Here is a 19982-nt window from a genome sequence, read left to right as displayed (position 1 = left end):
ACGTATTTGGAATGGTTATTTTTAAATACGTTTAATTGAGAGTTAAAGTTGGTATTGCTTTGAGTGCGCTATCACTGCTTAATTGACATAACCTAGCTGCTTTAACTCATCAATACATAATCCTTTACGCCAATTGCTAAGTAGATCTATAGGTTTATTCAAGCTTTCCACATCCACTTTATGACACACGATATCGCCTGTTGAATTTACCGAATAAAATTCTGCTAACAGTTGATTAATTTGCTTTCTAGAAGCAAGTAATTGGACTGAAATTTCTTTCTCAGTTGCGATTTTTTCTAGTGCGAATTTAATTTTTGCAAAATCTTCTTTGTATCTAGGATTAGCATGCATTGACGGAATAAGTTCTGGTAAAACATCTGGTGGATTATTTTTATAACTACTAACAATTTCTAATACTGTCGAACCATGAATTCTGATTTCATTAGGGTGCAATCCGAGTTTTTGAAGTTCAAAAATTTCGCTCGGTTCGTATTGTGCAATTTCAACTAAGCTTTTTTCATGGATGATAAAGTTTAGAGCTAAATCTTTTTTGACTGCTTCTTCATATCTCCAATTTGCAAGGATTTTTAACAATCCAAGTTGTTTTTGATTTAGCTTATCAACCATTGGAAAAGACTTATATAACTTCATCGGCTCTTTAGGTATTAAAGGCTTTTGTGCTAAATGAATACACTCATCTAATGCATAGGATAAATGTTCTGGTTTAATTTTTGTTAATATAACTTCATGTAACTCCAATAAGTATTTTACATCATCAAAGGCATATTCTATTTGTTTGTCAGATAAGGGTCTAGATAACCAATCTGTTCTAGTTTCAGATTTATCAATTGTAACACCTAAATATTCATTTAATGCTGTAGCAAGACCTAAAGAAGCGCCTTCTTTAATAAATGAAAGTAAAACTTGAGTATCTATGTAAGGGATCGGAGTGCATCGAAGAGTATGCCAGAATAAAACTAAATCTTCCCCTGCGGCATGAAATATTTTTTTTATAGAAGTATTCTTTAAAATAGCAGTGAATTTTGACCAATCAGAAATAGTAAGTGGATCTACTATGCAAATTGTATCTTTTATTGCAAGCTGCAGTAATGCAAATTGAGGGTTTAGCGTCCTAACTCTCATAAACTCAGTATCAATTGCAACAATGTTTTCTTGAATAATATTCGTACAAAATGCATCAAATTCACTTTGATTGTCAATATAAAGTTTATTCATTATCTTTGCCTTTTTGAACTAATATAATGTCTTTAAGTTCCCTGCGTAAAATTTTGCCGACTGAAGATTTAGGTAAATCTTCATGAAAAGAAATTTGTCTTGGCATTTTGTACCCAGTTAAAAAATTCTTACAATGGGATATTAATTCAATATCAGTTAAAGAAGGATCTTTCTTGACGACACATACCCGTATTGATTCACCTGTAGCGGGGTGGGGTAAGCCTATGGCTGCAGCTTCTAAAACTTTTGGATGTTGCATAACAATATCCTCTATTTCATTTGGGTAGACATTAAATCCTGAAACTAAAATCATCTCTTTTTTTCTATCTACAATTCGAATGTAACCATGCTCATCAATAGTTGCAATATCTCCCGTTTTTAACCAATCGTCTTGCATTATTTCTCTTGTTGCATCAGCATTACACCAATAACCCTTCATAACCTGAGGGCCTTTTACCCATAGTTCACCTGGACTGCCTAGCTCGACATCATTGCCATCATTATCGACTAATCTAATATCCGTGGAAGGTACTGGTAGACCTATGCTGCCAGAGTAATACTGTAGATTGTATGGATTAACAGCAACTAAGGGCGAGCATTCAGTTAGGCCATACCCTTCTAATAAATGACAACCTGTAATTTCATGCCATTGCTCAGCAACAGATTTATGGACAGGCATCCCACCTCCAACACATATTCTCAATGTGGAAAAATTGAGTTTTTTGAAGGCGTCCTGTCTTAAAAATCCACTAAAAAGTGTATTCACTCCAGTCATTACTGTAAATGGTACCTTAGCCATAGCTTTTAATGTTGACTGCATATCTCTTGGGTTTGGAATAAGTAAAGATGTTCCTCCATTATCTAGCATCAACATACAATTTACTGTTAGAGCAAATACATGATATAGCGGTAATGCAGTAACAATTGTTTGGGGACGCTCACTAAATATTGGCCCAAAAACACCTTTAGCCTGGGCTAAGTTTGCTAATATATTACGGTGGGTTAGCATGGCACCTTTAGCAACGCCTGTTGTACCACCGGTATATTGCAAAAATGCGATATCTTCACCAGTGATGATAGGGCTTTTATATTCTATGGTTGCACCAATTTTAATTGCTTGATTAAAACGGATAGTGTTTTTAAGTGAATATTTAGGTACTGCCTTTTTAATATACTTGATAGCTAGATTGATAAAATGATGTTTAAAAAAACTTAGTTGGTCACCCACACTAGATATAATAATATGCTTTATATCAGTTTCAGGTAGAGCTGCTTGAAGTGTTGTCGCAAATGTATCTAAAGCAATAATTGTTTCAGCACCACTATCTTTTAGTTGGTGAGCCATTTCTCTTGGAGTATAAAGAGGGTTAACATTTACAACAATTAGTCCCGCTCTTAATATGCCAAAAAGTGCAATTGGATGCTGGAATAAATTTGGCATCATTAATGCAACACGACTACCTTTAGCTAAGCCTAGTTGTTGCAAAAACGAGGCAAAATGTCGACTTCTTTGTTCTATTTCGGCATAAGTCCTAATATCACCCATCGAGATATAAGCAGTTCGATTTGCATATCTGAATGTTGCTTGTTCAATTAAGTCTACTACAGATGTGTAGTGATCTGGATTAATAAATTCAGGGACTTCATTAGGATAGCTTTTTAGCCATATTTTTTCCACAGTAACCTCAAATGTTAATTATATAATTAGGGCTGCACAAATAGAATGACTGACATGTTTCAGCATATTCACTATACATGTTTATTCTTTTGTTTCTGATATTAGCTGTTTGAGATATTGAATCTCAAAAATTTTTACATCAAACATAGCTTTTAGTTCTTCAAGTGAGTTTCGTTTTTCTTGAATTAACCCTTGTGAAAGGGCGAGTGTTTTAAAATCAAAAAGAGTTATCCATTTGAGTTTTATTGAAAACGTAGAAAAATAGCCTATTTGGTTGTCTACCTGTGTGGCTTCTTGTACAGTTCCAATTGTAGTAACAAATTGCCCATTTAATAAAAGCGGATTGAATGACTCAGGTAGTTGACTTCGTTTTGTCAATGCGACAAACCTGCCACTTGGTTTTGCTTGTAAGTTAGGTTGTCCTAGTTCAAGAGGAATACTTAATATCTCCATTTTAACGATTTGGTCACTTACTGTAACACCAGTAATTTTGCCGCCAAGTCGAATCGTTTCGTTTTTGTAAAGGCTAATATTGTCACGAATTTTATTAAAATCTTGTGATGGAATAGGTTCTATAGTTTGACAACCTGTTAATAAAAATATTTCACAAAAAATCATGATGAAAAATGGAGTGAAGCTAGTTTTCTTGAATCGCTTCATAAAAGCTAAAAAATAATACAAGTAATCTATCCTATTTAATGTAAACACTAAAGTTAACAATGCACCCATAACTTATCACCTTCCAGGTAGTTTCTGCCAAGTGACCTCATTTCTTAAATAAGTTGGTTCAGCATCAATAGCATTAATTATTTCTTGCTTTGTGAACTTATTTAGAGCAATTGGTATCATGTCTGCTGCTAAAGGTAGTCTAAATAAAGGTGCGGTTAAATCTGGTTTGCTGATAATATTGTATTTGCTATTTAGCTCAAAGAGTAACTCATAAGTTTCAAATCCAGTTCCCGCTGGAATAAAATTGATCCCTTTGTTTACTATAAATGTAGCATCAAGATGTGTTTGGAATTCATTTAGCCAAATTTGAGGTGCTTTGACTGATTCATCGACTAAATATTGCCAGCAATTTTGCTCTAAGCAATATCTTAGTGCAGCTGCATAAATTTCACCCATTCTTGCATCGATAGCACATATAACATGATTATGACCATAAACCCGTCTAGCCCCTTCTGCTAGTGCCATAAGATTGGATATTGGAATTAGAGGCTTATTACTTCCAAAACCTAACCCTTGGGCGACACTAACACCGACTCGGATACCAGTGAAACTACCTGGACCTTGTCCAAACGCGATTGCATCAACCTGATTTAAATTTATAGCAGCATCGCTGAGTAATTTATCTACCATAGGTAAGATTTTTTCAGTATGAGCTCTTGGCGCTTCAGTATTTAATGCAGACAATTTTCCGTTATGCCACAAAGCAGCTGAGCAAGATTCAGTAGCAGTATCAACTGCTAATAAAGTGATGTTATCGAATGAATTTACCATTTGATTAATTGAAATCTGATTTGTTTCGTTCATAGTTTGTTTTTATTTATCATACACACATTGAGTTAAGTTATTTACGCCAAACATAATTAGTTTTAGGTATAACGGATCCCCATAATTTTTGTACGTGTACAGTAACTTCTTCTCGGTTATGGTAAAGTTGCTTAGCACTGATAATCGCATTGATATTTTCTTCTTCTAACGCTAAACGTAATTTGTCTAGACATAAATTAACCATCTCAAATCTTTTTTTCATTGGTAGTTTTAGATTAAAAATAGCTTCACGGCACCATCCTTTGACTAGCCATTTAATCATAAGATCAGTTATTCTATCTGGCTTCTCAATCATATCGCATACCAACCAGTAATTATTACCGTGTAATGGTTCAAATTTAAAGCCATCTACTTTATGATGTCTTACTTGCCCACTATCCATAATGGTTTGAGCCATCTCACCATTATCGATCGCATCAACCATCATGCTTCTTTGAATTAGTTGATATGTCCACCCACCTGGACTAGCCCCTAAATCAACCGCTCTCAATCCACTTGCAAGTCGCTCTTCCCATTCTTCAGCAGGGATGAAAAAATGAAATGCTTCTTCAAGCTTTAAGGTTGATCTACTTGGCGCATTAGAGGGGAATTTTAACCTGTGTATTCCCATTGGATAAGGAGAATTCTTAGTCGGATAGGAGTAACCGACATAACAGCAGCTAGATGTGATAAATAAGACATGTAAAACAGGCAGGACAGCTGTTTCAGTTTTGGTTAAAAGTTTATTTGCTCTTAATGCCGTGCGCAATGGAACCGTGATTTTTCGACAAAATGGGCTGAGGTCTTTGCCTTGATTTGTATCAGGCACTTCTACACGCAATTCTCCTGCACGTTCAACCATGCCTGTGAACATACCAATAATTGGTGAAATCCTGTCTTGTTGTGGTAAATCTTTTAAAATAGTTGATGCATGAAAGAATTGGCGAGTAAAAATGAGATCATTGACTGATAATTCAAACACTAGCCTTTGAGCATCCTCGGCTTGGTAGCATTCGAATATGACAAATGCACTATTATCATTAACACGAGCAAAACCGTAAATTTGCATGGAGTTGGCTTTATCAGTAATTTCGGCTGCACACTCTTTTTCGAAACCAACCCGGCAGTAAAGAATTATATTTTTCATTTGTTTTTGCAAGTTACTAAAATTTGGCACTCATCCAATATTATTTTTGTTAAATAACTTGCGCTCCTTAAATCATCTAGTTGTTTAAAAATCTATAAAATAGTCAATAGTTTCAATGTTCACAGTCGAAATGAGTGATATTATGATTAAATATGAACGCGCATAAACCATTTTTAGTTTGCTTTAAGTTCATATAAGCTATATTTATATGTAATTAGAACGTTGATTCTCTTTAAATTATATAACAAAAATGCTTATAAAATCTGTACAGCAATAACCTATTTTAACAGAATTTGTGATCCATTCGAGGAATATTTCTAATGGATAACAAATTAGAAATATTAACGTAAATCCTCACTCAATTTTAGCTGGAAGCTAATAGGTAAAATGAACATTAGATTTAAAATTTAGATGCGATTGATTCTTTGAATAATATGCTTTTGCTGTTTTAATTGTGACATCATAAGTAGCGGTAGCAGGGTGTTGATTAGGTTAAAAGGCGCGGTTTTCATGCTATTTTGTAATGTGTGAAATTATTTTTCCAAGAATACTAGGTAAAGTAATGTTAAAATTGTTAACTACCACGCTGATTAAAGGCTTTTTAATATATGAGTCTGATAATTTACTCTTAGCTGTTCGTTATTGATTGCAATCTCTCTTTATATTCATGTATTTACGAATGCATAGTAAAACAATATATTATCAATGCTCTTGTAAGCAAGCTGTGCTTGTATCTGTTTGCAAATACTAAATGAGGGGCTAGCTTGTCCATCGCTGCCATTTCAAGAATAATCTTAAGCTTATTTTGTAGTGCGCCCGCTCCTTATACTTTAAACGGAATGTTTAATTGCTTAGTTGAGTCATACTTATCGTGGCTTAGAACTCCTGATGCTTAGAATCTCATTTATACAGCATGCATGATATATAATTAAAATCCCAGAAAAGAAGAAAACTACTGTTTTCAGTTACAAAAAAATATTAACAGATCATTTGTTTAAGCTTTTTGATCTAATCGTTTTGTAATGATTTCTGGGTAAGCCTGAATGAATTATTGATAACCTATTAAATTTAAATATAAAAATTAACCGATGAAATTTAAGTGTTAATGTTGCAAAATCAAAATATTCCAAGTAGTTCTGTATTTTAGCTTATGTAGATGCGTTTACTGTTTGCTTGTGGTTTAATATAAATTTTTATTCCTTATTGATTAGTGGGTCATCAATCATCGAAAGCAAAACTTTTAGATTCTAATGCTCAATTCAATCATATACCTAATATCGAGTTAAACTAGATATTTTGGGGTGTAATCGTAGCCCCTAAATATTTATTGTAATTCAAAACATAAAAAATAATTTAAATAGTAGCATAGTGGAAAACTTAATCATGCAAAACTTGAAATCAATAGATTACCGATTATGGATTGTTTTAATCCTTACCCAATTTATCCCTTTAATTTATATGTCAACACGTATTCATATACTTGGTACATTGCCTGAAGGGAACGCATTTACTATCGCTTCACAGATTGCTTGGCTTAATATAGGTTTTGAAGTGATAAGTGAGGCATTGCTCATCCCTCTTGCATTTGTATTAGGTAAAGCAATTAATGATAAATTAGCGTTCTGCAAAATGGCCTCTACTGCACTTTCAGTCATCTTTATGGTGTATTTGATGGCAAGTTTGATTGTGATAAGTAGTATCCCTGAGTTAATTAACCTAATGAAGCAAAACTCTCAATTAATTGATGAAACTATTACTTATATGCGATTAGAGGTGATTGCTATAATGGTTGGGAGTGTATACATCTTTTTTAACTTACTTTTAGTTTTAAATAATCAACAAGCAGGATTATATAAATTGCTTGTCATTCAGACTATATTGACAATTATAGGTGATGTGTTGTTGACAAGTAACTTTAGTTTTTCATTTAAACTTGGTGTCATAGGAATCGGTATTAATAATATTTGGGTAAATCTCATCCTAGTTTGTTGTTCATTTTTTGTTATGTGCCGTGTAGGTATAAAATTAAGTTTTCGTAAAATTAAATTTCGAGAGCAAACTTGGATAAGGGATTGGTCTAAGATTGGTTTGAAATCCGGTATGGAATCCTTTATTAGAAATTCAGCATTCATCTTAGTAATACTAAAAATTATGAATGAGATAGAGCAATCAGGAGTCTTCTGGTTAGCGAATAATTTTATTTGGGGGTGGTTACTTTTACCAATTTTAACATTAGGTCAATTAATCAAGCAAGATAGTGCTATTAATCAAGGTCTTTCCCATAATCGAATTATGAATTACATCAAAATTACAAGTTTAATTTGTGTATGCTTACTTTTACTTGTTCCTTTTTATGAGTTTTTCATCAGTCTAATCATAGATAAAAAGAATGCAAAAGAAGTATCCGAGCTAATATATCTAATGCTTGGCTTCTTTTTTGTTTTTGCGTTTAATAATGTGATAGATAATTATTTTTATGGTACAGGCAGAACTGATTTAATTCTTTACCAATCGGTTATTGTAAATTTATTCTACTACAGTGGTGTATATATTTTATACACGATGGAACTATTCATACCGAGTTTAGAAACTATCGCATTAATCTTTGGTATTGGGATGGTGATTGATTCAATTGTTACGGGAATTATGTATATTCAATTAAGAAAAAAAAGAGAGCTAAATGTCTTCTAAGGCTTTGGTCAATCAAAATTAAAAGGGTGCTGACTAAACCACTGGATATATAAATATGCTGCAATAAATTTGCCAGGTGGTGTATTACTGATTACAATTATAACTTAATGAGAAATATTTTGAATATTTTATCCTATTGATTATCTATTGAATAAGGAATGTAATGGATATTAACACGTTGATTGGTAATGATAACTACCATTGGTTTTGGATAGGTCTTGGTTGTATTTTATTAGCAGTTGAGATGTTAGGTGCAAGTGGATATTTACTTTGGTCTGGTCTTGCTTCGACTTTGGTAGGTGTTTTGGTCTGGATCATACCATATGAGTTAACATTAAATATTCAAGCTGTTATTTATGCCATAATTTTGATAATCAATACTTACCTTTGGTGGCGGTGGTTAAAATATAAGTCGAGTAAAGCACCGCAATCTTTTGCTCTTAATCAAAGAAGCCAGCAGTTAATTGGGTTACGCTCATTATTGCTTGAAGATGTGCATTTAGGTATTAGCCGCATTAAAATTGCTGATAGCAGTTGGCGTGTTAAATGTTCGGAAAGCTTAAAAAGTGGTGAGGAAGTTGTTGTCATTTCAATTGATGGTGCAACTTTAATTGTTGAAAAATGGAATGATAGAACTCAATGATTAAATGGATTCGGCATAAAAAACATAGATTACTTTTGGGGCATCGCCGGAATTGTTTTTGGCGGGATAGGGCGAGTTGTGCGCCTTATCCGTCAGATAATATCAAAATAAGCAATTCACATATTTTTCATCTGGTAGGTGGAATTCATTTAGGTACAGAAGCCTTATCTCCTTTACCTGAATATTTAACAAAGCGAATTAAAACTGCAAATGCTATTATTATTGAAGCAGATATAACAGATCAAATTGTTGATTTTCCTGCTCCTTCGGAGACAAAATATCAGCATTTTTATGATTATTTAGATGAAAACTTCAATAACCAATTGATGGGTAAACTTACTGAGCTTGGTTTAGAACAAATTCATTTTAGAAACTATATTCCTTGGCATTTAGCTCTAATACTTCAGTCTACCCAAGCTTCAAAGTTAGGGCTTTGTCCTAAATTTAGTATTGATGCACAAGTTATTGAGTTGGCAAGAAAATTTAGTAAGGAAATTATTGAGCTTGAAGGGCAATTAGAACAACTTGAGTTGTTAAAACAACTTCCTTTAGGCGGGATTGAATTACTCAAAGAAACTCTAACGGAATGGCAAAATAATGCTGATACTTTAAGGCTTATATTAAATGCTTGGTTAACTGGAGAACAAATTGATCATGTTATGGTAGATATTCCTGAGTTCACTCAAAAATATTTATTAGAGCAACGTAATCAAAATTGGGCAAAGAAATTAATTGCCTTACCAGAAGGCAACTATGTTGTTGCAGTAGGTGCATTGCATTTGATTGGACCAAGCAATCTTACATTAGCAATTAAAACGGCACCTGCGCTTTAAATGTAACCGGATTTGCATTATCTGGGTGTTCAATGGTAATTTCGCAAGCATGAAGTAATAACCTGTTAGCCATTTCTAAGGCTTCACCTTCTGAATAAAAACGGTCTCCTAAAATAGGATGACCAATAGACATTAAATGTACCCTAAGTTGGTGAGATCTACCCGTTATAGGATACAAAGCAACATTTGTTGTATTATCGGTATTACGGCTCACTACCTTATAATGTGTTTGAGCAGGTTTGCCGGTTTCAAAACATACTTTTTGTTTGGGTCTATAGTCCCAATCGCATATTAGTGGAAGATCGATAAGTCCTTCATCATTTTTAATCACTCCATAGACTTTTGCTTGATACATTTTTCTCGGAATTCGTTCTCTAAACTGTCGTTTTAAGTCGCGTTCTGAATGTTTTGTCAAAGCAACAACCATAATGCCACTTGTTGCCATATCTAATCTATGAACTGATTCTGCTTGAGGGTAAGAATTTTGTATCCTAGTCATAATGCTATCATGGTGTTCTTCCAGTCTACCTGGTACCGATAATAAACCAGATGGTTTATTGACAACAATGATATCATCATCAACATGAATAACATTAAGCCAAGGTTCAATTGGTGGATTATAAGGTAACATTTTAGGTCCAAATGAAGGTTTATGTGCATCAGGACCAATTTTATGCTTTGGATTATTCATGTGCCACCAATATTACCCTAAGAGCATCTATTCGTATTGTAGTATCATCAATATATTTTAATACTAAATTTTTATTTTCTTTAAGAGCGACAAGTTCACTTTCTCTAACTGTCTTGTTAATTTTCGAGAGTGCTTCGAGTCTATAAAGTTCGTGATTAAGTGCAGTCTCTGCGTGCGTCTTAGCTTCATTTATCATATTAGGGAGTTTTAAGTCAATCATGGATTCTGCGTGTTTTACAATATCACGTACTTGTTCACCTACTACTTTAATTAATTTAGCGGCCGTCTTTTTGTTAACTGGTTGAAGCTTTTTCTGTAAAGAATTGAATGACACGTCATTGCTCATGTCATTGCCTTTTGAATCGATTAATAATCGAACAGGTGTTGGGGGCATAAAACGCGTAAGTTGCAATGATTTTGGTGCTTGCGTTTCAGCAATTGCAATAAATTCAACAAATAAGGTGCCAACAGGTAGTTTTTTATTGACGAGTACAGCCATTGCACCTGTTCCACTATCTCCTTCTAAAATAAGATCTAAACCATTTCTAATAAAAGGATGCTCCCATGTTAAAAATTGGGCATCTTCGCGGGCTAATGCTTTTTCACGTTGAAATGTAACTAAGATGCCATCATCATCAATGCCTGGGAAATCTGGGACTAGCATATGTTCAGAAGGGGATATTACCCATAAATCTTCATCACGTTCATCCTGTTGCAAGCCAATTAGCTCGAAGAGTTGTAAGCCGAAAGCCTCAAGCTGAGCAGCTTGTACATCTAAATTAAGCTCTTCAACTAATTTAGACGCTTTATTACCACCATTTGAATTCAGTTCTAATAGTTTATCTCGTCCTTTCTCAAGCGCTGATTTTAAAGTTTGATGTTCTTTTTTGCATGCTGCTATTAAAGAAATGAATGCATCACTATCAATTTTTTGTTCACTTAATGCTTCTAATAACTCAATTTGGTATTTATCGTATATAGCTCGACCAGTGGGGCAGGTCTGTTCAAATGCATCCAAAGGGTCGTTATACCATTTTACTAATAATGCTTGGGCTGTGTTAGCTAAGAAAGGAACCCAAATTGTGATGTTTTCACTTTGACCGATTCTATCTAAGCGGCCAATACGCTGCTCAAGTAAATCAGGATTAAATGGTAAATCAAACATGACCATTTGATGAGCAAATTGGAAGTTTCTTCCTTCAGATCCAATTTCAGAACAAATTAAGACTTGAGCTCCGTCTTCTTCATCAGCAAAATAAGCAGCAGCTCTATCGCGCTCAACAATTGATAAACCCTCATGAAAAACAGCTGAGCGGATGCCCTCTCTTTCACGCAATGCTTGTTCAAGTTGTAAAGCCGTTGTTTTATGAGCACAAATAATTAGCATCTTTTCATCGGTTTTTGAAATATGACCAAGCAACCAGTTTACTCTAGGGTCGAAGTGCCACCAATTGGCATCTTCTCCACCTACTGATTGATAAATATTTTCAGGATAAAGTAAATCTTGAACACGTGATTTTATAGATTGATTTTTATTGAATGCACCATGAACCTTGATGGCCGTTTGATATTGTTTTGGTAGCTCTAACTCAATTGGTTTTAATTGACGAATAGGAAATCCTTTTATTGCTTGGCGAGTATTCCTAAATAATAGACGGCTTGTACCATGTCTATCTAATAATTTTTCAATTAAGTCTGCACGTGCATTAGTATCAAAGTTACTAGCATCTACTAATTTATCAGTAATATCCTCTTCTGGGATAAGTGACGCAATTGCTTTTTGGTGTTCATCTGTAAGTTTCATATCTGAAACTAAACTAGAGACTGCATCTGCAACACCTTGATACGTTTTTTGTTCGTCTATAAAAGCAGAATAATCATGAAATCTATGCTTATCTAAGAGTCTTAACCTTGCAAAATGGCCGGCTTGACCTAGTTGTTCAGGTGTTGCTGTCAGTAATAATACGCTTGGAACAACCTCTGATAGTTTTTCTATACAAAGATATTCATAACTCGGTGCATCAGGTTCCCACTCTAAATGGTGGGCTTCATCTACAACTAGAATATCCCACTTTGCTTCTGTAAGTTGTTTGAAACGTTTCTTATCTCCACAGACGAAATCAAGTGAACATATTACAGTTTGTTCTGTGTCGAATGGATTTTTTGCTTCATTAATAGTTTCATTGTAACGTTCAGCATCAAACAATGAAAACTTTAAATTAAAGCGCCTTAGCATTTCTACCAACCACTGGTATTGTAGGCTTTCAGGTACAACAATTAAAACCCTTTCTACTTGGCCAGTTAGGAGCATTTGATGTAAAATCAGACCAGCCTCGATAGTCTTTCCTAACCCTACCTCATCAGCTAGTAGCACCCTTGGCGCATGTCTTTGGCTAATTTCATTGGCGATATGGATTTGGTGTGGGATTAAACTTGCCCTTATGCTACTTAGTCCTTGCCAAGGTTTTTGTAGTCTTTGAAAAATATGGCTTCTAGCTTCAAAACGAAGTGCAAAATGGTCACTTTTACTAAATTGGCCTGCGTAAAGTCTATCTTGAGGCTTATTAAAGGCTTTATGACTATCTAGCCATGTTTCAATAATCGATGCAGAATCTGAAGTGGTTAAATTTATGCCTGTATAGGTAATGATTCCATTGTTATTTATTAATTGTTCAACTTTTAATTGCCAGCCATCATGATGAAATATAATATCACCTTCACTATAAATGACACGAGTTAATGGGGCATGCTGCATTGCATATACGCGCTGCTCTCCTATAACAGTAAATAGTAAAGTTACGGTTCTCGCATCTTTTGCGATAACAGTACCAAGGCCAAGATCAATTTCAGCATTACTAATCCAACGTTGTCCAACAATAAAATCATCTTTTAAAACAGTCATTTTCTCTCACATATCAAGCTTCTGTTGATTAAATAATCAAGAAGAATAAAAATTATAAACTAGTACACTAAATAACATAACTCATGCATAGTAACTTAAAAACATCTTTTAATTATATCATTAATTCAATGTCAGGAAAGCGAATATATAACTAACAGTATTTTTAATATGCTTTTTTATGGTGTTTTTGATATTCGAAAAAGGATGCAGAGTTATTTTTGTCGCATAACAATTATGATAGGAAAAAACAATAGCATCAAAAAATGCATTAATCGCTATATTTATTTTGGATTTGAACAAATATGTATTATGCTCTGATAATATAGAGAATGAAAAATGACATTTGAATGAATAATTCATGCTTAATATTAACCTATAAGATAATTTTACAAGGTTAATTTGTTAGGAAGCTAAAAAATAAGGAGAAAGAGGTAACCATATGTTTTTATTTATTTAAAACGTACGCTTTGATTTTGGTGTTTGGTGCCTTGAATGATGGTTATGAAATATAAAGATTTACGTGATTTTATTAGTGGATTAGAAGAGTTGGGTGAGCTGAAACGTATCGCTTATCCAGTTGATCCTAAGTTTGAGATGACAGAAATTGCTGATAGAGTCTTAAGAGCAGGCGGACCTGCATTGTTATTTGAAAATGCAATTGGGTATGATATGCCAGTCTTATGTAATTTATTTGGTACTCCTAAACGTGTTGCTTTGGGAATGGGGCAGACTGATGTTTCTGCGCTTAGGGATGTAGGCAAGTTACTTGCCTTTTTAAAAGAGCCAGAACCACCAAAGGGATTTAAAGACCTTTGGGAGAAATTGCCTACATTTAAGCAGGTATTAAACATGCCTACAAAAAGGTTAAGCAAGGCTCCATGCCAAGATATTGTTTATACTGGTGATGAAGTTGATCTAAGCAAAATCCCAATAATGCATTGTTGGCCAGGAGATATTGCTCCGTTAGTAACATGGGGATTGACTGTCACAAAAGGTCCTCATAAAGAACGTCAGAACCTAGGAATATACAGGCAACAATTAATTGGTAAAAATAAACTAATTATGCGATGGTTGTCGCATAGAGGTGGTGCTCTTGATTATTTTGAATGGTGTGAAACACATCCTGGAAAGCCATTCCCTGTTTCTGTTGCATTAGGGGCTGATCCAGCTACAATTTTGGGTGCTGTAACACCGGTTCCTGATAGTTTATCTGAGTATGCTTTCGCGGGTTTATTGCGTGGAAATAAAACTGAAGTGGTTAAATGTATTAGTAATGATTTAGAGGTCCCTGCAAGTGCTGAAATTATACTAGAGGGATATCTGATGCAAGGAGAAGTTGCTCCAGAAGGGCCTTATGGAGATCATACCGGTTATTATAATGAAGTTGATTCTTTTCCTGTTTTCACTATAACCCATTTAACAATGAGAAAAAATCCAATTTATCATTCCACGTATACTGGAAGACCCCCTGATGAACCAGCCATATTAGGTGTTGCCCTAAATGAGGTTTTTGTGCCAATATTACAGAAACAATTTCCCGAAATTGTGGATTTTTATCTTCCTCCAGAAGGTTGCTCCTATCGTTTAGCTGTCGTTACGATTAAAAAGCAATACCCCGGTCATGCTAAAAGAGTCATGATGGGAGTATGGTCATTCTTACGTCAGTTTATGTATACCAAATTTGTTATTGTATGCGATGATGATGTTGATGCGCGTAATTGGCATGATGTGATATGGGCTATAACAACTCGCATGGATCCTGCTAGAGATACGGTATTAGTGGAAAATACACCGATAGATTATTTGGATTTTGCATCGCCTGTTTCTGGTTTAGGGTCAAAAATGGGGCTTGATGCAACGAATAAATGGCAAGGCGAAACAGATAGGGAATGGGGGACGCCAATTATTAAAGATGCTAAAGTTGTTTCTAAGATTGATGAGATTTGGGATAGTCTTGGTATCGAATTACCTATTCAAAATAATAAATTATATTAATACTAGGCAGGAGATAGCATGCAAGACGTAATTGATAATTCTGATGCGATTGAAGGGAAAGTACTTTCAGTTGAACAATTATTACCAACAATTTTCAAAGTTAAATTAATCCTGGATGGTAAAGTAAATTACAAAGCTGGGCAATATTTAAATGTAGTCATGGACGAAAGTGATAAAAGACCTTTTTCAATTGCTTCCGTCATGGCCGAAAGTGTTGGTGCTGACACGATAATTGAACTTCATATTGGTGGATTAGAATTAAATAATTATAGTGAACAAGTTATAAATAAGGCATTAGAAACAGGTATGCTCGATGTTGAAATCCCAAGGGGCAACTCATGGTTACAGCTTGATAGTATACGGCCTATTTTATTATTAGCAGGTGGTACAGGGTATTCTTATATAAGACCTTTATTATTGGAAGCTTTAGCTAATCCACGTTATGTTGATGGATCAATAAGACCTATCTATTTTTATTGGGGAGTTAATGATGAGCCTTTTTTATATGACTCATTAGCAGTATCTCAGCTAGTCAACAATTTTCCTGAACTTGACTTTAGGCCAGTTTTATATGAGCCATCAGTGCAATGGAATGGTAGGAAGGGCATGCTGCTTGATGCTGTAGAAAATGATTTTACAGATTTATCTTCATATGATATCTATCTAGCAGGCAGGATGGAGTTTGCAAAATTAGCAAGAGAGCGTTTAACTGCATTGAAATCAGCTAATATTGCTAGGATATTTAGCGATATTTATGCTTATATATAGATCAAAAGTTACGGTTATTCACTCATTAAAATCTATCAATAGCGAGAAAATAATTTATGGATGCAAATATGACGAGTAATTTTGAGAGCACCGATCAAACTGATTTTTATCAATTTGAAGCCCATATTAAAATATTACAAGAAAATGTTGCGGTGTTGTTATCGAAAAGTAAATTCGATGCATTACTAATTCATTCAGGGGAATTAATCTATAGTTTTATGGATGACCAAAGTTATCCATTTAGAGTCAATCCATTGTTCAATCATTGGGTGCCGATTACTGATGTACCAAACTGTTGGCTGCTTGTAGATGGTGTTAATAAACCTAAACTGTGGTTTTATTCGCCGGTTGATTATTGGCACAATGTTGAAACAATACCAAATGCAAAATGGACAGAGCAATTTGAAATTAGTACGCTATTAAAAGCAGATGATATAGGTTTAATCATTCCTTCGCTTCCTAATAATATTGCTTATCTAGGTTCATCAGTAAAAAGAGCGGCTGATTTAGGCCTAGGAAATGAAGCTATTAATCCTAATACAATTATTAATTATTTACACTACCATCGTAGCGTCAAAACTGACTATGAATTGTTTTGTATGAAACAAGCTCAGCAGATTGCAGTTGAGGGTCATCTTGCTGCTCAGTATGCTTTTATGCGAGGTTTGAGTGAATATGAAATAAATGCAGCTTATCTTTTGGCTACAGGACAACGAGACACTGATGTACCGTATGGTAATATTGTTGCAATCAATGAACATGCTTCTGTTTTACACTATACAAAATTAGCTAAGAGTAGCCCAGTTGATAAACGCAGCTTTCTACTAGACGCAGGCGCTCAATATTTAGGTTATGCTGCAGATTTGACTCGTACAATCAGTTTTGATGAGGATGATGAATTTGCAGAATTAATCAAACTTGTCACTCAGCATCAACTTGAATTGATTTCTCATATCAAAGCAGGGGTGAATTATACGGATATTCATATCGAAATGGATAAACGTATAGCGGAAATACTGCTAGAGTTTAAGTTACTTCATTCAATTAGTCCTGAAGCGATAGTTCAATCAGGAATAAGTAGAACATTTATGCCACATGGAGTAGGGCATCCGCTTGGTTTACAGGTACATGATGTGGCAGGTTTTATGCAAGATGAACATGGTACGCATCAAAGCCCTCCAGAAATATACCCTTATTTACGTTGCACCCGCACATTGGAATCTAATATGGTTATAACAATAGAACCCGGGGTATATTTTATTGATTCTTTATTGGAGAAGTGGAAAAACAGTGAGTATACAAAGCACTTCGATTGGACAAGGCTTAGTCATTTTAAGCAGTATGGAGGAGTGCGAATAGAAGACAATATTATTATACAGGTAGGTGGTACTATAAATATGACTAGGCAATTAGAGCTACCATAGTTATATAGAATATAAAATTTTCTGCTTGGCTATCAGTAAAGATATAGTCTTTTAAAATATTATTGTTTTTCGTGAGTGTGTAGGGCATTTTATGAATTTTAGGACAATCACGCGAATTGTCGGTTTACTTATCATGATTTTTTCCGTCACCATGATAATTCCTGGTGTCGTTGCATTAATTTATAATGATGGTGCTGGTCGTGCTTTTAGTAAAACTTTTTTCGTTGCATTGACGATTGGTTTTTTATTGTGGCTCCCTAATCGAAATCAAAAGCAAGAGCTTAAATCAAGAGAAGGTTTTTTAATTGTAGCTTTGTTTTGGTCGGTATTAGGTAGTGTAGGGGCTTTGCCTTTTTTGTTTGCGGAAAAACCTAACCTATCTGTTGCAGATGCTTTTTTTGAGTCTTTTTCAGGCTTGACAACTACTGGTGCGACAGTAATTGTTGGTTTGGATGATTTACCTAAAGCTATTTTGTTTTATCGCCAAATGCTTCAATGGTTAGGTGGTATGGGGATTATCGTATTAGCAGTAGCCATATTACCATTATTGGGTATAGGTGGAATGCAATTGTACAGAGCGGAAACCCCTGGTCCTTTGAAAGATACTAAAATGCAACCTCGAATTGCAGAGACAGCAAAAACTCTTTGGATTATATACGTTAGTTTGACTGCAGCTTGTGCTCTGGCATTATGGTTTGCGGGTATGTCAATTTTTGATGCTATCTGCCACAGCTTTGCAACGATAGCAATTGGTGGGTTTTCAACATATGATGCTAGTATAGGTCATTTTAATAGTACAACTATTAATTCAATCATAAGTGTTTTCTTATTTATATCAGGATGTAATTTTGCCTTACATTTTGCAGCTTTAACGGGTAAAAGTCTGAAGGTCTTTTGGAAAGATATAGAGTTTAAGGTTTACTTAGGGATTCACGTAGTTTTAATCGCTATTTGTACATATGTGTTATGGAGTCATTCTATATATCCTAGTTTAGGGGAGAATTTAAACCAAGCATTTTTTCAAGTTGAATCTATGGCTACCACAGCTGGATTTAGTACCGCTAATTTTTCTCAATGGCCCTTATTTTTGCCGATGATTTTAATCTGTGCATCTTTTATCGGTGGGTGTGCAGGTTCTACAGGCGGTGGAATGAAAGTCATAAGAATATTGCTATTATATTTACAAGGTGCAAGAGAATTAAAACGTTTAGTCCATCCAAATGCCATATATTCAATAAAATTAGGTAAGAAGGCTTTACCAGAAAGGATTATTGAAGCTGTATGGGGCTTTTTTTCAGCGTATGTTCTAGTTTTTATAATAAGTTTACTTGCATTAATTGCATTAGGTATGGATGAGTTTTCTGCATTTTCAGCAGTCGCAGCTACACTTAATAACCTAGGTCCTGGGTTGGGTACAGTGGCTTCAAATTTTTCTTCTGTATCAGACGGCGCTAAATGGGTTCTTTTACTAGATATGTTTTTTGGGCGTTTAGAGGTTTTTACTTTACTGGTATTATTAACCCCAGCATTTTGGAAAGCTTAAAATAGATAGTTTTTATCAACAATAATTTAGAAGGATGGCCATTGAAAATTTTAATTATTTATTCCACAACTGATGGACATACTAAGAAAATAGCGGAGACAATGGGCGCATATGCTATTGGCCAATTAAATTTAGATGTAGTTCAAGTTATTGATATTAAGGAAGCTGGTAAAGTTAAAATATCTGATTATACGCATGTAGTGATTGGCGCATCTATACGTTATGGTAAATTTAATAAGTTAGTATATGATTTTATTGATGTTAACTCAGATTTTTTGAATGAGGTTAAATCAGCATTTTTTTCGGTTAACTTAACAGCGAGAAAATTTGATAAAAATACTCCAGAAACAAATGTCTACACTAAAAAATTCCTAAATCAAATTTCATGGAGACCTTCTTTGATAAAGGTTTTTGCTGGTGCTTTACTTTATCCAAGATATGGTTTATTTGATAAGTTTATGATTAAGTTAATTATGAAAATAACAAAGGGTGAAACTGATACTACTAAAGAAATTGATTATACTGACTGGAAATCGGTTGACGAGTTTATTAAAAAGATTTCAAGTTTATAGTTATTTACTTAATTGATTTTATGGGTTTTTTATACTGTTCTTTTTTGAATTATGTGATTTAAATTGATTCAAAAATAGTCAAGTAATTATTTTATTTAAAAAAAGACTTGCGCAATAAAAATTATCGCCTATAATTCGCCGCCTGTTAGCCACTAAGCAAATTCTTAACAAATAAGCGAATAGAGCCAACAAGCGGTTGATTTAAGTTTCGTGAAATAAAATAGCAAAATTTAGATAGAATCGTAGCGAGAAAAGTTAAAATAATTTTAAAAATTAACTTGACACGCTAAATTGGGTGAGTATAATACGCGCCCTGTCGATGAGAA

15 protein-coding genes are annotated in these 19982 nt (G+C 34.3%); 8 read left to right on the top strand and 7 right to left on the bottom strand.

Annotated elements, in window-relative coordinates; all coding sequences use genetic code 11:
- Positions 1-78: 78 nt before the first annotated feature.
- From rnd to rlmM, 5 genes are all read right to left on the bottom strand, one after another.
- Complete coding sequence (gene rnd / locus BMW37_RS12970; RefSeq protein ID WP_093321941.1) at positions 79-1236, bottom strand: ribonuclease D; 1158 nt, start codon at positions 1234-1236, stop codon at positions 79-81.
- Complete coding sequence (locus tag BMW37_RS12965; RefSeq protein ID WP_093321938.1) at positions 1229-2914, bottom strand: AMP-binding protein; 1686 nt, start codon at positions 2912-2914, stop codon at positions 1229-1231. Before BMW37_RS12965 ends, rnd begins: the two co-directional genes overlap by 8 nt.
- An 81-nt stretch (positions 2915-2995) precedes the next feature.
- Positions 2996-3643: a Slp family lipoprotein gene (locus tag BMW37_RS12960; RefSeq protein WP_093321935.1), complete on the bottom strand. Its 648-nt coding sequence runs from the start codon at positions 3641-3643 to the stop codon at positions 2996-2998.
- A 6-nt stretch (positions 3644-3649) separates the two neighbouring features.
- On the bottom strand, positions 3650-4447 hold the full coding sequence (gene tsaB, locus BMW37_RS12955) for a tRNA (adenosine(37)-N6)-threonylcarbamoyltransferase complex dimerization subunit type 1 TsaB (RefSeq protein WP_093321933.1): 798 nt from the start codon (positions 4445-4447) through the stop codon (positions 3650-3652).
- Positions 4448-4484: 37 nt separating this feature from the next.
- The gene (rlmM, locus tag BMW37_RS12950) at positions 4485-5594 is read right to left on the bottom strand and encodes a 23S rRNA (cytidine(2498)-2'-O)-methyltransferase RlmM (protein WP_093321972.1); all 1110 of its coding nucleotides are present in this window, start codon (positions 5592-5594) and stop codon (positions 4485-4487) included.
- A gap of 1383 nt (positions 5595-6977) precedes the next feature.
- Here rlmM and BMW37_RS12945 point away from each other — a divergent pair.
- The 3 genes from BMW37_RS12945 to BMW37_RS12935 all read left to right on the top strand — a co-directional run bounded on the left by BMW37_RS12945 (position 6978) and on the right by BMW37_RS12935 (position 9761).
- Positions 6978-8285, top strand: coding sequence for an MATE family Na+-driven efflux transporter (locus tag BMW37_RS12945; RefSeq protein ID WP_093321930.1), 1308 nt, complete (start codon positions 6978-6980; stop codon positions 8283-8285).
- A gap of 163 nt (positions 8286-8448) precedes the next feature.
- Positions 8449-8928, top strand: coding sequence for an NfeD family protein (locus BMW37_RS12940; protein WP_093321928.1), 480 nt, complete (start codon positions 8449-8451; stop codon positions 8926-8928).
- Complete coding sequence (locus BMW37_RS12935; RefSeq protein ID WP_093321925.1) at positions 8925-9761, top strand: TraB/GumN family protein; 837 nt, start codon at positions 8925-8927, stop codon at positions 9759-9761. Before BMW37_RS12940 ends, BMW37_RS12935 begins: the two co-directional genes overlap by 4 nt.
- Here BMW37_RS12935 and rluA read toward each other — a convergent pair.
- Both rluA and rapA read right to left on the bottom strand, forming a co-directional pair.
- Positions 9739-10392: a bifunctional tRNA pseudouridine(32) synthase/23S rRNA pseudouridine(746) synthase RluA gene (rluA, locus tag BMW37_RS12930; protein WP_093321969.1), complete on the bottom strand. Its 654-nt coding sequence runs from the start codon at positions 10390-10392 to the stop codon at positions 9739-9741. The genes BMW37_RS12935 and rluA overlap by 23 nt on opposite strands.
- A gap of 52 nt (positions 10393-10444) precedes the next feature.
- Positions 10445-13354 carry an RNA polymerase-associated protein RapA gene (gene rapA, locus BMW37_RS12925; protein WP_093321923.1) on the bottom strand — a complete coding sequence of 970 codons (2910 nt, stop codon included), beginning with the start codon at positions 13352-13354 and terminating at the stop codon, positions 10445-10447.
- A gap of 501 nt (positions 13355-13855) precedes the next feature.
- On the opposite strand from rapA, the gene ubiD reads away from it, so the two are divergent.
- The 5 genes from ubiD to hemG all read left to right on the top strand — a co-directional run bounded on the left by ubiD (position 13856) and on the right by hemG (position 19656).
- Positions 13856-15349 carry a 4-hydroxy-3-polyprenylbenzoate decarboxylase gene (gene ubiD, locus BMW37_RS12920; RefSeq protein WP_093321967.1) on the top strand — a complete coding sequence of 498 codons (1494 nt, stop codon included), beginning with the start codon at positions 13856-13858 and terminating at the stop codon, positions 15347-15349.
- Between the two features lie 18 nt (positions 15350-15367).
- Entirely contained in the window at positions 15368-16117 is a 750-nt protein-coding gene (gene fre / locus BMW37_RS12915) for an NAD(P)H-flavin reductase (protein ID WP_093321920.1), read from the top strand.
- A 68-nt stretch (positions 16118-16185) separates the two neighbouring features.
- On the top strand, positions 16186-17541 hold the full coding sequence (pepQ, locus tag BMW37_RS12910) for a Xaa-Pro dipeptidase (protein WP_093321917.1): 1356 nt from the start codon (positions 16186-16188) through the stop codon (positions 17539-17541).
- Between the two features lie 91 nt (positions 17542-17632).
- Complete coding sequence (gene trkH / locus BMW37_RS12905) at positions 17633-19084, top strand: Trk system potassium transporter TrkH (RefSeq protein WP_093321914.1); 1452 nt, start codon at positions 17633-17635, stop codon at positions 19082-19084.
- A 41-nt stretch (positions 19085-19125) separates the two neighbouring features.
- Complete coding sequence (gene hemG, locus BMW37_RS12900) at positions 19126-19656, top strand: menaquinone-dependent protoporphyrinogen IX dehydrogenase (RefSeq protein ID WP_093321911.1); 531 nt, start codon at positions 19126-19128, stop codon at positions 19654-19656.
- Positions 19657-19982: the final 326 nt, after the last annotated feature.

Origin of the sequence: Thorsellia anophelis DSM 18579 (genome assembly GCF_900111395.1) — a bacterium.
Classification (GTDB): domain Bacteria; phylum Pseudomonadota; class Gammaproteobacteria; order Enterobacterales; family Thorselliaceae; genus Thorsellia; species Thorsellia anophelis.
This window is presented reverse-complemented; position numbering and strand designations above follow the sequence as displayed.

Excerpts from the sequence above, each read along its gene's own strand:
- rnd (WP_093321941.1), bottom strand. The coding sequence starts at position 1,236 with ATGAATAAACTTTATATTGACAATCAAAGTGAATTTGATGCATTTTGT.
- BMW37_RS12960 (WP_093321935.1), bottom strand. The coding sequence starts at position 3,643 with ATGGGTGCATTGTTAACTTTAGTGTTTACATTAAATAGGATAGATTAC.
- tsaB (WP_093321933.1), bottom strand. The coding sequence starts at position 4,447 with ATGAACGAAACAAATCAGATTTCAATTAATCAAATGGTAAATTCATTC.
- rlmM (WP_093321972.1), bottom strand. The coding sequence starts at position 5,594 with ATGAAAAATATAATTCTTTACTGCCGGGTTGGTTTCGAAAAAGAGTGT.
- BMW37_RS12945 (WP_093321930.1), top strand. The coding sequence starts at position 6,978 with ATGCAAAACTTGAAATCAATAGATTACCGATTATGGATTGTTTTAATC.
- BMW37_RS12940 (WP_093321928.1), top strand. The coding sequence starts at position 8,449 with ATGGATATTAACACGTTGATTGGTAATGATAACTACCATTGGTTTTGG.
- BMW37_RS12935 (WP_093321925.1), top strand. The coding sequence starts at position 8,925 with ATGATTAAATGGATTCGGCATAAAAAACATAGATTACTTTTGGGGCAT.
- rluA (WP_093321969.1), bottom strand. The coding sequence starts at position 10,392 with ATGTTACCTTATAATCCACCAATTGAACCTTGGCTTAATGTTATTCAT.
- rapA (WP_093321923.1), bottom strand. The coding sequence starts at position 13,354 with ATGACTGTTTTAAAAGATGATTTTATTGTTGGACAACGTTGGATTAGT.
- ubiD (WP_093321967.1), top strand. The coding sequence starts at position 13,856 with ATGAAATATAAAGATTTACGTGATTTTATTAGTGGATTAGAAGAGTTG.
- fre (WP_093321920.1), top strand. The coding sequence starts at position 15,368 with ATGCAAGACGTAATTGATAATTCTGATGCGATTGAAGGGAAAGTACTT.
- pepQ (WP_093321917.1), top strand. The coding sequence starts at position 16,186 with ATGACGAGTAATTTTGAGAGCACCGATCAAACTGATTTTTATCAATTT.
- trkH (WP_093321914.1), top strand. The coding sequence starts at position 17,633 with ATGAATTTTAGGACAATCACGCGAATTGTCGGTTTACTTATCATGATT.